Origin of the sequence: Methylopila musalis (assembly GCF_042679725.1) — a bacterium.
In the GTDB taxonomy this organism is placed as follows: Bacteria; Pseudomonadota; Alphaproteobacteria; order Rhizobiales; family Methylopilaceae; genus Methylopila; species Methylopila musalis.
In genome coordinates this window covers 46,786-59,391 of sequence record NZ_JBHTMX010000002.1, presented here as the reverse complement: position 1 = coordinate 59,391, position 12,606 = coordinate 46,786, and the positions used below count along the sequence as shown (strand labels likewise).

Genomic DNA, 12,606 nt, shown 5'->3' with positions numbered 1-12,606 from the left:
AGGCTCAAGGCCATGATTCAGATGCAGAGCAACCTCGACGTCGCTGACAACAGCGGCGCCAAGCGCGTGATGTGCATCAAGGTTCTGGGCGGCGCAGGCCGCCGCTACGCCGGCGTGGGCGACATCATCGTGGTGTCGATCAAGGAAGCGATTCCGCGCGGCCGCGTGAAGAAGGGCGACGTCATGAAGGCGGTCGTCGTTCGCACCGCCAAGGACATCCGCCGCCTCGACGGTTCGGTGATCCGGTTCGACCGCAACGCGGCCGTGCTGATCAACAACCAGAAAGAGCCGGTCGGCACCCGTATCTTCGGGCCGGTCCCGCGCGAGCTGCGCGCCAAGAACCACATGAAGATCATTTCGCTCGCGCCGGAGGTGCTGTGATGGCCGCGAAGATCAAGAAGGGCGACAAGGTCGTCGTTCTCACCGGCCGCGACAAGGGCAAGACCGGCGAAGTGCTGCAGGTGCTCCCGCAGGACGAGCGCGCCGTGGTGCGCGGCGTCAACGTGGTGAAGCGCCACCAGCGCCAGACCCAGTCCCAGGAAGGCGGCATCATCTCCAAGGAAGCCGCCATCCACCTGTCCAACATCGCGCTCGCCGACCCGAAGGACGGCAAGGCCACGCGCGTGAGCTTCAAGGTCCTGGACGACGGCCGCAAGGTGCGCGTCGCGGCCCGTTCGGGGGAGCAGATCGATGGCTGAGGCCGGTTACACGTCCCGCATGAAGGCGCACTACGCCGACGTGGTGCGTCCGAAGCTCCTCGAGGAGTTCGGCTACAAGAACCCGTTCGAGGTGCCCGCGGTCGAGAAGATCGTGATCAACATGGGCATCGGCGAAGGCGTCGCCGACTCCAAGAAGGTCACCAACGCGGTCGCCGAGCTCGCCAAGATCGCCGGCCAGAAGCCGGTCATCACCAAGGCGCGCAATTCGATCGCGACCTTCAAGCTGCGCGAAGGCCAGTCGGTCGGCGCCAAGGTCACCCTGCGACGCGAGCGCATGTTCGAGTTCATGGATCGCCTGGTCACGATCGCGCTGCCGCGCGTCCGCGACTTCCGCGGCCTGAACCCGAAGAGCTTCGACGGCCGTGGCAACTTCGCCATGGGCATCAAGGAGCACATCGTGTTCCCCGAGATCGAGTACGACAAGATCGATCAGGTGTGGGGCATGGACGTCATCGTCTGCACGACGGCGAAGTCTGACGACGAGGCACGCGCTCTGCTGCGCGCCCTCAACTTCCCCTTCAGGCAGTGACGGGAGGATCGCATGGCTAAGAAGAGCGCGATCGAGAAGAACAACCGCCGTCGGCAGCTCGTCGACCGCTTCGCCGCGAAGCGGGCCGAGCTGAAGGCCATCGCCAAGAACGAGAGCCTCGAGCTTGAGGAGCGCTTCGCGGCGCGCCTCAAGCTGGCTGAGCTTCCCCGCAACGGCTCCAAGACCCGCATCCGCAATCGGTGCGAAGTCACGGGACGTCCGCGCGCGTACTACCGCAAGCTCGGCATCTCCCGCATCGCCATCCGTGACCTGGGCTCCAAGGGCCTGGTCCCGGGGCTCCTGAAGTCCAGCTGGTGAGGAGGACTGATCCATGTCTCTGATCGATCCCCTCGGCGATATGCTGACGCGCATCCGCAACGCGCACATGCGGAACAAGTCCTCCGTGTCGACGCCCGGCTCGCGCCTGCGCCAGCACGTTCTCGACGTTCTGGCGGCGGAAGGCTACATCCGCGGCTACACGCAGACGGAGCTGGCCAACGGCCGCACCGAGTTCGAAATCGAGCTCAAGTACTATGACGGCGCTCCGGTCATCCGTGAGATCCAGCGCGTGTCGAAGCCGGGCCGTCGTGTGTACGCCTCGGTGAAGAACCTTCCGCGCGTGGCCAACGGCCTCGGCATCTCGATCCTCTCCACGCCGAAGGGCGTGATGGCGGATCACGACGCCCGCGACAACAACGTGGGCGGGGAGATCCTCTGCCGCGTCTTCTGACGCGGTCGAGGTTCTTTCCCAACGGATAACGGAGAGCGATTATGTCGCGCATCGGCAAGAAGCCGGTCGACGTGCCGTCGGGCGTGACCGCGACGGTCAACGGCCAGGACGTCAAGGTGAAGGGACCCAAGGGCGAGCTCGCCTTCCGGGTTCACGACGAAGTCGTCGTCGAGTTCAACGACGGCAAGGTGACGGTTCAGCCGCGCACCGAGAGCAAGGGCGCCCGCTCCAAGTGGGGCATGTCGCGCACCATGGTGTCGAACCTCGTCGAGGGCGTCACCAAGGGCTTCGAGAAGAAGCTTGAGATCAGCGGCGTGGGTTACCGCGCGGCGGTGCAGGGCAAGGACCTGGTCCTCGCCCTCGGCTACAGCCACGACGTGAAGTACCCGATCCCCGAGGGGATCGAGATCAAGTGCGCCAAGCCGACCGAGATCCTGGTCTCGGGCATCGACAAGCAGCGCGTGGGTCAGGTCGCGGCCGAGATCCGCGAGTTCCGCGGCCCCGAGCCCTACAAGGGCAAGGGCGTCAAGTACGCCAACGAGTTCATCTTCCGCAAGGAAGGGAAGAAGAAGTAAGGGCCCGGAACCATGGCGAAAAATCTCGCGTCTGAAGCGCGCCGCAAGGCGCGTGTCCGCCGGAGCCTTCTCGCGGCCGCCAACGGTCGTCCGCGTCTGTCGGTGTTCCGGTCCTCCAAGCACATCTACGCCCAGATCATCGACGACGCCAAGGGCGTCACGCTGGCTGCGGCGTCGACCCTCGACAAGGGCCTGCGCGGCGAGCGCACCGGCGCCGACGTTGAGGCCGCGACCGCGGTCGGCAAGCTGGTGGCCGAGCGCGCCACGGCGGCCGGCGTCAAGGACGTCGTGTTCGACCGCGGCGCCTACATCTATCACGGTCGGGTCAAGGCCCTGGCCGAGGCCGCCCGCGAGGGCGGGCTCAACTTCTGACGCCCGCTCGGCTGGAGGATATTCGATATGGCTCGTGAGCCCCGAGACAACCGCAGGAACGATCGCGAGGAACGCGACAGCGAGTTCGTCGACAAGCTCGTTCACATCAACCGCGTCGCCAAGGTGGTGAAGGGCGGCCGTCGTTTCGGCTTCGCCGCTCTCGTCGTCGTGGGCGACCAGAAGGGCCGCGTCGGTTACGGTCACGGCAAGGCCCGTGAAGTGCCGGAGGCGATCCGCAAGGCCACCGAGTCGGCGAAGCGCGGTCTGATCCGCGTTCCGCTGCGCGAGGGCCGCACCCTGCATCACGACGTCGACGGCCGCCACGGCGCCGGCCGCGTCGTGCTGCGCGCCGCCCCGGCGGGCACCGGCATCATCGCCGGCGGCCCGATGCGCGCGGTGTTCGAGACGCTCGGCGTGCATGACGTGGTCGCCAAGTCGCTCGGCTCGTCGAACCCCTACAACATGGTTCGCGCCACCTTCGACGCCCTGAAGCACGAGGACAGCCCGCGTTCGGTCGCGGCGCGCCGCGGCCTCAAGGTCTCCACGCTGCAGTCCCGCCGTCGCGACGTCGACGCGGACGCCGTGGCCGAAGGCTGACGGCAGGACAGAGGAGCTCTACCATGGCAGACGCCGCTCAGAAGACATCCGGCAGCGTGACGGTGGTGCAGACCGGCTCGTCCACCCGCCGTCCGGCGGACCAGCACGCCACGCTGGTCGGCCTCGGGCTTGGCCGCATCGGCAAGCGCCGCACGCTGGAGGACACCGCCTCCGTTCGTGGCATGATCGCGAAGGTCGCGCATCTCGTGCGCGTCGAAGACGCCTCCGCGGGAGGGAAGTGATGGTCAAGCTTAACGATCTCCGGGACAATCCCGGCGCCACCAAGGACCGGATCCGCGTCGGACGCGGCATCGGCTCCGGCAAGGGCAAGACCGGCGGACGCGGCGTGAAGGGTCAGAAGTCCCGCACCGGCGTCGCGATCAAGGCGTTCGAGGGCGGCCAGATGCCGCTCTACCGTCGCCTGCCCAAGCGCGGCTTCCACAATCTGTTCTCGACCAACCTCAACGAGGTCAACCTCGGCCGCCTGCAGCAGGCGGTGGAGGCGGGCAAGCTCGACGCCGGCAAGCCGGTGACCGAGCAGGCCCTGATCGAGGCCGGCGTGCTGTCCAAGAAGAAGGACGGCGTGAAGGTTCTCGGCCGCGGCGAGCTCACCACCAAGCTCGACCTGGAGGTCTACGCGGTCTCCAAGTCGGTCGCGGACGTGATCGAGAAGCTCGGCGGCAAGGTGACGCTGCTCGCTCCCAAGGCGGATGCGGACGCGGCCTGACATCCTTATCTGAGGATTGCTCCCCCGCGCGGACGGGCCCTACTATCGTGGGGCGCCGTCCGCGCGGGTCTTGGCGTATAGCCAGACCAACAGACGAGGCGATCGATGGCGTCGGCGGCCGAGCAGCTTGCTGCGAACCTTAATTTCTCCGCCTTTTCGAAGGCGGACGAGCTCAAGAAGCGCATCTGGTTCACGCTCGGCGCGCTGCTGATCTACCGGCTCGGAACCTACATCCCGCTGCCGGGCATCAACCCTGCGGCGCTGGCCCAGGTGTTCCAGCAGCAGCAGACCGGCATCATCGGCCTGTTCAACATGTTCTCGGGCGGCGCGGTCGGCCGCATGGCGATCTTCGCGCTCGCCATCATGCCCTACATCTCGGCCTCCATCATCGTGCAGCTGATGACCACGGTCTCGCCGCACCTTGAGGCCCTCAAGAAGGAGGGCGAGCAGGGCCGCAAGATCATCAACCAGTACACCCGCTACGGCACGGTGCTGCTGGCGGTGGTGCAGGCCTACGGCATCGCGGTCGGCCTCGAAGGCCAGGCCAACGTCGTGGTCGATCCGGGCCTGTTCTTCCGCATCGCCACGGTGATCACGCTGACCGGCGGCACCATGTTCCTGATGTGGCTGGGCGAGCAGATCACCGCCCGCGGCATCGGCAACGGCATCTCGCTGATCATCTTCGCCGGCATCGTGGCGGAGCTTCCCGCCGCCGTCGCCGGCACGCTGGAGCTGAGCCGCACCGGCGCGCTCTCCAGCGCCATCATCCTCGGCGTCGCCGTGATGGCCGTCGCGGTCATCGCCTTCATCGTCTACATGGAGCGCGCCCAGCGCCGGCTGCTGATCCAGTATCCGAAGCGCCAAGTGTCCCAGAACCGCATGACGGGCGGCGAGAGCTCCCATCTGCCGCTGAAGCTGAACACCGCCGGCGTGATCCCGCCGATCTTCGCCTCGTCGCTGCTGCTGCTGCCGACCACGATCGCCAACTTCTCCGCGCAGGGCGCGGGGGCCGGCTGGCTGTCCGCGATCACCACGCACCTGGCCCATGGCCGGCCGCTGTACATGGTGCTCTATGTGGCGCTGATCGTGTTCTTCTGCTTCTTCTACACCGCGATCGTGTTCAATCCGACCGAGACCGCGGACAACCTGAAGAAGTACGGCGGCTTCATCCCCGGCATCCGCCCGGGCGAGCGCACCGCGGAATACATCGATTACGTGCTGACCCGCATCACGGTGGTCGGCGCGGCCTACATGGCGCTGGTCTGTCTCCTGCCCGAAATCCTGATCTCCTACGCGGCCGTGCCGTTCTACTTCGGCGGCACCTCGCTTCTGATCGTGGTTTCGGTCACCATGGACACGGTCGCGCAGGTTCAGGGGCACCTCTACGCCGCGCAGTATGAGGGCCTCATCAAGAAGGCCAAGCTCAGGGGGAAGCGTCGATGAGACTGATCCTGCTCGGACCGCCCGGCGCCGGAAAAGGTACCCAGTCGGAGCGTCTGGTGGAGGCGCATGGCATCGTCCAGCTCTCGACGGGCGACATGCTCCGGGCGGCGGTCGCCGCTGGCACGCCGGTCGGCCTCAAGGCCAAGGATCTGATGGCGCGCGGCGAGCTGGTGCCGGACGCGGTGGTGGTCCAGATCGTGGCCGACCGCATCGAAGAGCCGGACGCCCGCAGCGGCTTCATCCTCGACGGGTTCCCGCGCACGCTGGCCCAGGCCGAAGCGCTTGAGGCGATGCTGGAGCAGAAGGGCCTCAAGCTCGATTCGGTGATCGAGCTTTCGGTTGACGAGAACGCTCTGGTGGAGCGCGTGGAGCGTCGGGCCCGCGAGGCCGCGGCCGCCGGCAAGCCGACCCGCAGCGACGACGCCCCGGACGTGGTGCGCAAGCGCATCGCCGACTACAAGGCGGTGACCGCGCAGCTCAAGCCGTTCTACTCCGAGCGCGGCCTGTTCGCGGTCGTGGACGGCATGGCCCCGATCGAGCAGGTCACCGGCGCGATCGACGATATTCTGTCCCGTGTCGGCGCCCAGGCGGCCTGACCGGTCCGGATCGATCGCTAAAAAACACTTGACGCGTTGCGCCCCGCGCGCTACGCGCAACCCCTCACTGAGAACGAGCCGCGGAGCGAGGCGTTTTCACGCCCGCTCCGCGTGTCTGTTTCGATCCCCGCGCAAGGGCCGGCCTCCACTGGACGCGCGCTGACCTCTCTCCGGCATTGTCCGGACATATGGAGACATGAACGTGGCCCGTATCGCCGGCGTAAACATTCCGACCAACAAGCGCGTCGTCATCGCGCTTCAGTACATTCACGGCATCGGCGCCAAGAAGGCCGAGGAGATCTGCACCAAGGTGTCGATCCCGGCCGAGCGTCGCGTCAACCAGCTGACCGACGCCGAGGTGATCCAGATCCGCGAGACCATCGACCGCGACTATCTGGTCGAAGGCGATCTGCGCCGCGACGTGGCGATGAACATCAAGCGCCTGATGGACCTCGGCTGCTACCGCGGCCTGCGCCATCGCCGCGGCCTGCCGGTCCACGGCCAGCGCACGCACACCAACGCGCGCACCCGCAAGGGCAAGCCGAAGGCGATCGCCGGCAAGAAGAAGTGATTTTGAGCCGGGCCCCTTCGGGCGGCCCGGCGTCCGCTCTCGCTCGAGGGCGGTTCTGACTATCGCCCGGACCCTGGCGTCCGGGCGTGACGGTTTCGCAGGTATCCCGGTCTGGCGTCGCGCCGGCCGGGATGACGAATATCTCCCGAGCGCCTGGCAGAACGGGCGCGCCTGAAGGATGCAAAGCCACATGGCCAAGGAAGCCCAGCGCATTCGCCGTCGCGAACGCAAGAACATCGCGTCCGGCGTCGCGCATGTGAACGCCACGTTCAACAACACCATGATCACCATCACCGACGCGCAGGGCAACACCGTGTCCTGGTCGTCGGCCGGCGCGCAGGGCTTCAAGGGCTCGCGCAAGTCGACCCCCTACGCCGCGCAGGTCGCCGCCGAAGACGCCGCCAAGAAGGCCGCCGAGCACGGCATGCGCACCCTCGAGGTCGAAGTGCGCGGCCCCGGTTCGGGTCGTGAGTCGGCGCTGCGCGCGCTGCAGGCCGCCGGTTTCATGGTGACCTCGATCCGCGACGTGACGCCGATCCCGCACAACGGCTGCCGGCCGCGGAAGCGCCGGCGCGTCTGACGCGTTCTCGTCGCCTGCGCCCCGGCATCGTCGGGGCGCATGTTCGTTTCGGGCCGCGCCTCGATGGCGCGCCCCCGCGGGGAGAGCGGACCCCGCGGCAGACTGACGAAGGGTGCAGTCGTGATCCAGAAGAACTGGCAAGATCTGATCAAGCCGAACAAGCTTGAGGTCGCCGCGAGCGGCGACGGAAAGCGCATCGCGACCATGGTCGCCGAGCCGCTGGAGCGCGGCTTCGGTCTGACGCTCGGCAACGCGCTGCGCCGCATTCTGCTGTCCTCGCTCCAGGGCGCGGCCGTGACCTCGGTGCACATCGACGGCGTGCTGCACGAGTTCTCGTCCATCCCGGGCGTGCGTGAGGACGTGACCGACATCGTCCTCAACATCAAGGACGTCGCCATCAAGATGCAGGGCGAAGGCCCGAAGCGGATGGTGCTGCGCAAGCAGGGCCCCGGCCAGGTGGTCGCGGGCGACATCCAGGTGGTGGGCGACGTTCAGGTGCTGAACCCCGAACTGGCGCTCTGCACCCTCGACGAGGGCGCGGAGATCCGCATGGAGTTCACCGTCGACACCGGCAAGGGCTACGTCCCGGCGGACCGCAACCGCCCCGAGGACGCGCCGATCGGGCTCATCCCGGTCGACAGCCTGTATTCGCCGGTCAAGAAGGTCTCCTACCGGGTCGAGAACACCCGTGAGGGCCAGATCCTCGACTACGACAAGCTGACGCTGACCGTCGAGACCAACGGCTCGATCACGCCGGACGACGCGGTGGCCTACGCCGCCCGCATCCTGCAGGATCAGCTCGAGGTGTTCGTCAACTTCGAGGAGCCGAAGAAGGAGACCGCCCAGGCCGCCATCCCGGAGCTCGCCTTCAACCCGGCGCTGCTCAAGAAGGTGGACGAGCTGGAGCTGTCCGTCCGTTCGGCCAACTGCCTGAAGAACGACAACATCGTCTACATCGGCGACCTGATCCAGAAGACCGAGGCGGAGATGCTGCGCACGCCGAACTTTGGTCGCAAGTCGCTGAACGAGATCAAGGAGGTCCTCGCGCAGATGGGCCTTCACCTCGGGATGGAAGTCGGCGGCTGGCCGCCGGACAACATCGACGAGCTCGCCAAGCGTTTCGAAGAACACTACTGAGGGTTCGGCCTCGTCCGCCTTTCGGGGCGCGGGCCTGAAGGAGACTAAACCATGTCCATGCACGGCAAGCGGGGACGCCGCTTCAACCGGCTGCAGAGCCACCGCAAGGCGATGTTCGCCAATCTCGCGATCTCGCTCATCGAGCACGAGCAGATCGTCACCACCCTGCCCAAGGCCAAGGACCTGCGTCCTGTGGTCGAGAAGCTGGTGACTCTCGCCAAGCGCGGCGACCTGCACGCCCGCCGCCAGGCCATCGCCGAGCTGCGCCACGTCCCGACGGTGCAGAAGCTGTTCAGCGCCATCGGCCCGCGTTACGCGGAGCGCAACGGCGGCTACCTGCGCATTCTGAAGGCCGGCTTCCGCCACGGCGATAACGCCCCGGTCGCGGTCATCGAGTTCGTGGACCGCGACGTCAGCGCCAAGGGTGCCGGCGACCGCGCCCGCGCCGACGCCGAGGAGAGCGCCGCGGCCTGATCCGCGCGCGCGTCTGATAGCACTGAGGAAAGCGGCCGGCGACGGCCGCTTTTTTCGTTTCGCGCCGTCCTTCCGCCGCGCGCGGCGCGCTATGTCTTGGGCGATTCGTCGCCTTGAGACGGGAGTTCGCCATGAAGCCTGGCCGCGTCGCCGCAGCCGTCGCACTGACCATCGCCCTGATCGCGCCGCTGGGGCCTTCGCGCGCCGAGGAGCGACGGCCGCCGGACAGCGCCGCGGAAATGAAGCTGTCCTTCGCGCCCGTGGTGCGGCGGGTGACGCCGGCGGTGGTGAACATCTACGCCACCCGCACCGAGCGCCGCCGCTCGGCCTTTCTGGACGACCCGTTCTTCCGGCAGTTTTTCGGCGAGGGCAGGGGGCCGGGCCGCGAGCGGGTGCAGCGCTCGCTCGGCTCCGGCGCCATCGTCGGCGAGGATGGGCTCGTCGTCACCAACAACCACGTCATTGAGGGCATGACGGAGGTGAAGGTGGCGCTCTCCGACAAGCGGGAGTTCGAGGCGAAAATCCTGATCAAGGATCCGCGCACCGATCTCGCCGTGCTCAAGATCGGCGACGGGGCCGAGAAGTTCCCGACGCTCGGCTTCGCGGACTCGGATGCGCTGATGGTGGGCGATCTGGTGCTCGCGGTCGGCAACCCGTTCGGCGTCGGCCAGACGGTGACGTCGGGCATCGTGTCGGCGGTCGCGCGCACGCAGGTCGGCGTCAGCGACTACCAGTCCTTCATCCAGACCGACGCGGCCATCAATCCCGGCAACTCCGGCGGCGCGCTGGTGGACCTCGACGGCAGGCTTGTCGGCATCAACACGGCGATCTTCTCCCAGTCCGGCGGGTCGGTCGGCATCGGCTTCGCGATTCCCGCCAACATGGTGCGCGTGGTGCTGGCCTCGGCCCGCTCGGGCGCCAAGGCGGTGACGCGGCCGTGGTTCGGCGCTTCGCTGCAGCCGGTGACGCCGGAGATCGCCGACAGCCTCGGCCTGAAGCATCCCGGCGGCGCGTTGATCGCCAATGTCTCGGAGGGCTCGCCGGCGGCGGCCGCGGGGCTGAAGGCCGGCGACCTGATCGTGGCGGTCGACGGCCGGCCGGTCGACGACGTGGAGAGTTTTCACTACCGCTTCGCCACACGGCCGCTCGGCGGTCTGGCGGAGGTGACGGCCGCCCGCGACGGACGGGAGCGCGTTGTGAAAGTTGCGCTGCAGGCGGCGCCCGAGACGCCCGCGCGTGACGTGCGCCGCATCGCGGGCTACTCGCCCTTCGGCGGCGCATCGGTCGCCAACCTGTCGCCGGCGCTGGCGGAGGAACTGTCCATGGACGGCGCGGCGCGGGGCGTCGTGGTGCTGGAGGCCGAGGACGGATCGCCCGCCCAGCAGCTCGGCTTCCAGAAGGGCGACGTGGTGCGCGAGGTGAACGACGCCAAGGTTGCAAACTCGGCCGATCTCGCCCGGGTCGCCCGCGCCAGCCCGCGCTACTGGAAGGTGACGATCGAACGGGGCGGACGCACCTTCACCACCGTGTTCGGGGGTTGAGGCCCGTTCGGTCGCCGTCTGGGTCGTGGACGGGTGGACGCGCTCGCTGGTGTTCGAACCGCTAAAAATCGTGGATGCCCGTGCGCCGCTCGGGCATGACGGGTGTTTGGACCGCGCATTTTCCCAGACACCAGACGGGGTGTAAGACACCGGTTCGCGGACGGAGATCGCAAGCGTCATGACCAATCTGTTCGAGGCGGCGGGGCTCGAACGCGAGGCGCCGAGGCCGCTCGCTGATCGGCTGCGGCCGCAGGCGCTGGACGAGGTGATCGGGCAGGACCATCTGCTCGGCCCCGACGGCGCGCTCGGGCGCCTCGTGGCGGCGGGCTCGGTCGGCAGCCTGATCTTTTGGGGGCCGCCCGGCACCGGCAAGACCACCGTGGGCCGGCTGCTCGCCAAGGCGACCGATCTCGCCTTCGAGCCGATCTCGGCGATCTTCTCCGGCGTCGCGGACCTGAAGAAAGCGTTCGACGCCGCGCGCGGCCGCCGCGCCATGGGGCGTGGCACGCTCCTGTTCGTGGACGAGATCCACCGGTTCAACCGCGCCCAGCAGGACAGCTTCCTCCCGGTGATGGAGGACGGCACGGTGACGCTGGTGGGCGCCACCACCGAGAACCCGTCCTTCGCGCTGAACGCCGCGCTGCTGTCCCGCTCCCGGGTGCTGGTGTTCCGCTCGCTGGACGCGGAGGCGATCGGCCGGCTGCTGGACCGGGCCGAGGCGATCGAGGCCCGGCCGCTGCCGCTGGACGAGGAAGCGCGGCTGGCGCTGATCCGCATGGCGGACGGCGACGGCCGCGCGGCGCTGACGCTCGCCGAGGAGCTGTGGCGCGCCGCCCGGCCGGGAGAGGTGTTCGACGCCGCCCGCGCGCAGGACGTGGTGCAGCGCCGGGCGCCGATCTACGACAAGTCGGCGGACGGCCACTACAACCTGATCTCCGCGCTGCACAAGTCGGTGCGCGGCTCGGACCCGGACGCGGCGCTCTACTGGTTCGCGCGCATGCTGGACGGCGGCGAGGACCCGCTGTTCCTGGCGCGGCGGCTGATCCGCATGGCCTCCGAGGACATCGGTCTCGCCGATCCGCAGGCGCTGACGCTCGCGATCGCCGCCCGCGACGCCTATGAGCAACTGGGCTCGCCGGAGGGCGAACTGGCGCTCGCCGAATGCGTGGTCCATCTCGCGACCGCGCCCAAGTCCAACGCGGTCTACGTGGCCTATAAGCAGGCGCGCGCGGCGGCGAAGGAGCACGGCTCGCTGCTGCCGCCGAAGCACATCCTCAACGCGCCGACCAAGCTGATGAAGTCGGAAGGCTACGGCTCGGGCTACGCCTATGACCACGACGCGCCGGACGCGTTTTCGGGGCAGGATTACTTCCCCGAGGCCATGCGGCGGCGGCGGTTCTACGACCCGCCGGAGCGAGGCTTCGAGCGCGAGTTGCGCAAGCGGCTCGACTACTGGAACAGGCTGCGGGCGGAGCGGGCCGGCGAGGACTGAGCGCGGGCAGGTTTTGCGCGGTTCAGGGAGTGGCGACGCTTCGTCCGTCCATGTCGCGCGGTCGGGCGCTTGAAGGTGGCCTGCCGGGCGGAGGCTTGTGCGGTCCAGTCGTGGATGCCCGAGACAGGCTCGGGCATGACGGTGACGCGGGTTGCGACGGCTCGCGCGCGTCAGGCGCCGCGCGCGAAGGCCACCACGTTGCCGCCGTGTTCCAGGCCGGCGTCCTGGGTGGCGTGGTGGCGGTCGACGGAGCTCTCCACCCGCGCGCGCAGGTCGCGCACCGTCACGAGCAGGTCGAGCCCGAGCCCGAGCGGCGCGCACATCAGCGTCGCAGCGTAGACGTCGAGCGCCTGGGTAAGAAGGTCCGCCTCGTGTTCCGAAACGGACAGAGCAAGCTTTCCGGTCATGCGCAGCACCCCGAGATCGTCGGTCGCAACCCGTGGCCCACGTTTTCGAAAATGAAACGTGCAGGCGCACAGGCGAGTTCGGAGCCCCCCGGCTCCGGTCGCCTTTTAAACGAGCG

19 protein-coding genes are annotated in these 12,606 nt (G+C 68.2%); 18 read left to right on the top strand and 1 reads right to left on the bottom strand.

Annotated features, from left to right (window positions below; all coding sequences use genetic code 11):
* The first annotated feature begins 12 nt into the window (after positions 1 to 12).
* From rplN to ACFQ4O_RS00775, 18 genes are all read left to right on the top strand, one after another.
* Positions 13 to 381, top strand: a complete 369-nt coding sequence (gene rplN, locus ACFQ4O_RS00860; protein ID WP_378773702.1) for a 50S ribosomal protein L14 — start codon at positions 13 to 15, stop codon at positions 379 to 381.
* Positions 381 to 698 carry a 50S ribosomal protein L24 gene (rplX, locus tag ACFQ4O_RS00855; protein ID WP_378773701.1) on the top strand — a complete coding sequence of 106 codons (318 nt, stop codon included), beginning with the start codon at positions 381 to 383 and terminating at the stop codon, positions 696 to 698. The genes rplN and rplX overlap by 1 nt, the downstream gene beginning before the upstream one ends.
* Entirely contained in the window at positions 691 to 1,248 is a 558-nt protein-coding gene (rplE, locus tag ACFQ4O_RS00850; RefSeq protein ID WP_378773700.1) for a 50S ribosomal protein L5, read from the top strand. The genes rplX and rplE overlap by 8 nt, the downstream gene beginning before the upstream one ends.
* Positions 1,249 to 1,260: 12 nt before the next feature.
* Positions 1,261 to 1,566, top strand: coding sequence for a 30S ribosomal protein S14 (gene rpsN, locus ACFQ4O_RS00845; protein WP_271204111.1), 306 nt, complete (start codon positions 1,261 to 1,263; stop codon positions 1,564 to 1,566).
* A 13-nt stretch (positions 1,567 to 1,579) separates the two neighbouring features.
* Positions 1,580 to 1,978, top strand: coding sequence for a 30S ribosomal protein S8 (gene rpsH, locus ACFQ4O_RS00840; protein WP_378773699.1), 399 nt, complete (start codon positions 1,580 to 1,582; stop codon positions 1,976 to 1,978).
* A 41-nt stretch (positions 1,979 to 2,019) separates the two neighbouring features.
* Positions 2,020 to 2,553 carry a 50S ribosomal protein L6 gene (gene rplF, locus ACFQ4O_RS00835; protein ID WP_378773698.1) on the top strand — a complete coding sequence of 178 codons (534 nt, stop codon included), beginning with the start codon at positions 2,020 to 2,022 and terminating at the stop codon, positions 2,551 to 2,553.
* Positions 2,554 to 2,565: 12 nt separating this feature from the next.
* Positions 2,566 to 2,925: a 50S ribosomal protein L18 gene (rplR, locus tag ACFQ4O_RS00830; protein ID WP_378773697.1), complete on the top strand. Its 360-nt coding sequence runs from the start codon at positions 2,566 to 2,568 to the stop codon at positions 2,923 to 2,925.
* Positions 2,926 to 2,952: 27 nt separating this feature from the next.
* On the top strand, positions 2,953 to 3,522 hold the full coding sequence (rpsE, locus tag ACFQ4O_RS00825; RefSeq protein WP_271204115.1) for a 30S ribosomal protein S5: 570 nt from the start codon (positions 2,953 to 2,955) through the stop codon (positions 3,520 to 3,522).
* Between the two features lie 23 nt (positions 3,523 to 3,545).
* Positions 3,546 to 3,764: a 50S ribosomal protein L30 gene (rpmD, locus tag ACFQ4O_RS00820; RefSeq protein ID WP_271204116.1), complete on the top strand. Its 219-nt coding sequence runs from the start codon at positions 3,546 to 3,548 to the stop codon at positions 3,762 to 3,764.
* A complete protein-coding gene (rplO, locus tag ACFQ4O_RS00815; RefSeq protein ID WP_378773695.1) occupies positions 3,764 to 4,249 on the top strand; it encodes a 50S ribosomal protein L15 in 486 nt (161 codons plus the stop codon). The genes rpmD and rplO overlap by 1 nt, the downstream gene beginning before the upstream one ends.
* A gap of 105 nt (positions 4,250 to 4,354) precedes the next feature.
* Positions 4,355 to 5,692: a preprotein translocase subunit SecY gene (gene secY / locus ACFQ4O_RS00810; protein WP_378773693.1), complete on the top strand. Its 1,338-nt coding sequence runs from the start codon at positions 4,355 to 4,357 to the stop codon at positions 5,690 to 5,692.
* Positions 5,689 to 6,288, top strand: coding sequence for an adenylate kinase (locus ACFQ4O_RS00805; RefSeq protein WP_378773692.1), 600 nt, complete (start codon positions 5,689 to 5,691; stop codon positions 6,286 to 6,288). The genes secY and ACFQ4O_RS00805 overlap by 4 nt, the downstream gene beginning before the upstream one ends.
* Before the next feature lie 202 nt (positions 6,289 to 6,490).
* On the top strand, positions 6,491 to 6,859 hold the full coding sequence (gene rpsM, locus ACFQ4O_RS00800; RefSeq protein WP_378773691.1) for a 30S ribosomal protein S13: 369 nt from the start codon (positions 6,491 to 6,493) through the stop codon (positions 6,857 to 6,859).
* A gap of 190 nt (positions 6,860 to 7,049) precedes the next feature.
* On the top strand, positions 7,050 to 7,439 hold the full coding sequence (gene rpsK / locus ACFQ4O_RS00795; protein WP_020178186.1) for a 30S ribosomal protein S11: 390 nt from the start codon (positions 7,050 to 7,052) through the stop codon (positions 7,437 to 7,439).
* Positions 7,440 to 7,502: 63 nt separating this feature from the next.
* Entirely contained in the window at positions 7,503 to 8,576 is a 1,074-nt protein-coding gene (locus ACFQ4O_RS00790) for a DNA-directed RNA polymerase subunit alpha (RefSeq protein WP_378773689.1), read from the top strand.
* Positions 8,577 to 8,627: 51 nt separating this feature from the next.
* On the top strand, positions 8,628 to 9,050 hold the full coding sequence (gene rplQ / locus ACFQ4O_RS00785) for a 50S ribosomal protein L17 (protein ID WP_378773688.1): 423 nt from the start codon (positions 8,628 to 8,630) through the stop codon (positions 9,048 to 9,050).
* Between the two features lie 131 nt (positions 9,051 to 9,181).
* Positions 9,182 to 10,591 (top strand): DegQ family serine endoprotease, encoded by a 1,410-nt coding sequence (locus ACFQ4O_RS00780; RefSeq protein ID WP_378773687.1) that lies wholly within the window; start codon positions 9,182 to 9,184, stop codon positions 10,589 to 10,591.
* Positions 10,592 to 10,769: 178 nt separating this feature from the next.
* Positions 10,770 to 12,083: a replication-associated recombination protein A gene (locus ACFQ4O_RS00775; RefSeq protein WP_378773686.1), complete on the top strand. Its 1,314-nt coding sequence runs from the start codon at positions 10,770 to 10,772 to the stop codon at positions 12,081 to 12,083.
* A gap of 170 nt (positions 12,084 to 12,253) precedes the next feature.
* Here the strand turns inward: ACFQ4O_RS00775 and ACFQ4O_RS00770 are convergent, their stop codons facing one another.
* Positions 12,254 to 12,490 carry a hypothetical protein gene (locus ACFQ4O_RS00770; RefSeq protein WP_378773684.1) on the bottom strand — a complete coding sequence of 79 codons (237 nt, stop codon included), beginning with the start codon at positions 12,488 to 12,490 and terminating at the stop codon, positions 12,254 to 12,256.
* Positions 12,491 to 12,606 lie beyond the last annotated feature (116 nt).

Bases quoted from the DNA above. Each gene is read 5' to 3' on its own strand.
- rplN (WP_378773702.1), top strand. From the start codon at position 13: ATGATTCAGATGCAGAGCAACCTCGACGTCGCTGACAACAGCGGCGCC.
- rplX (WP_378773701.1), top strand. From the start codon at position 381: ATGGCCGCGAAGATCAAGAAGGGCGACAAGGTCGTCGTTCTCACCGGC.
- rplE (WP_378773700.1), top strand. From the start codon at position 691: ATGGCTGAGGCCGGTTACACGTCCCGCATGAAGGCGCACTACGCCGAC.
- rpsN (WP_271204111.1), top strand. From the start codon at position 1,261: ATGGCTAAGAAGAGCGCGATCGAGAAGAACAACCGCCGTCGGCAGCTC.
- rpsH (WP_378773699.1), top strand. From the start codon at position 1,580: ATGTCTCTGATCGATCCCCTCGGCGATATGCTGACGCGCATCCGCAAC.
- rplF (WP_378773698.1), top strand. From the start codon at position 2,020: ATGTCGCGCATCGGCAAGAAGCCGGTCGACGTGCCGTCGGGCGTGACC.
- rplR (WP_378773697.1), top strand. From the start codon at position 2,566: ATGGCGAAAAATCTCGCGTCTGAAGCGCGCCGCAAGGCGCGTGTCCGC.
- rpsE (WP_271204115.1), top strand. From the start codon at position 2,953: ATGGCTCGTGAGCCCCGAGACAACCGCAGGAACGATCGCGAGGAACGC.
- rpmD (WP_271204116.1), top strand. From the start codon at position 3,546: ATGGCAGACGCCGCTCAGAAGACATCCGGCAGCGTGACGGTGGTGCAG.
- rplO (WP_378773695.1), top strand. From the start codon at position 3,764: ATGGTCAAGCTTAACGATCTCCGGGACAATCCCGGCGCCACCAAGGAC.
- secY (WP_378773693.1), top strand. From the start codon at position 4,355: ATGGCGTCGGCGGCCGAGCAGCTTGCTGCGAACCTTAATTTCTCCGCC.
- ACFQ4O_RS00805 (WP_378773692.1), top strand. From the start codon at position 5,689: ATGAGACTGATCCTGCTCGGACCGCCCGGCGCCGGAAAAGGTACCCAG.
- rpsK (WP_020178186.1), top strand. From the start codon at position 7,050: ATGGCCAAGGAAGCCCAGCGCATTCGCCGTCGCGAACGCAAGAACATC.
- ACFQ4O_RS00790 (WP_378773689.1), top strand. From the start codon at position 7,503: ATGGCGCGCCCCCGCGGGGAGAGCGGACCCCGCGGCAGACTGACGAAG.
- rplQ (WP_378773688.1), top strand. From the start codon at position 8,628: ATGTCCATGCACGGCAAGCGGGGACGCCGCTTCAACCGGCTGCAGAGC.
- ACFQ4O_RS00780 (WP_378773687.1), top strand. From the start codon at position 9,182: ATGAAGCCTGGCCGCGTCGCCGCAGCCGTCGCACTGACCATCGCCCTG.
- ACFQ4O_RS00775 (WP_378773686.1), top strand. From the start codon at position 10,770: ATGACCAATCTGTTCGAGGCGGCGGGGCTCGAACGCGAGGCGCCGAGG.
- ACFQ4O_RS00770 (WP_378773684.1), bottom strand. From the start codon at position 12,490: ATGACCGGAAAGCTTGCTCTGTCCGTTTCGGAACACGAGGCGGACCTT.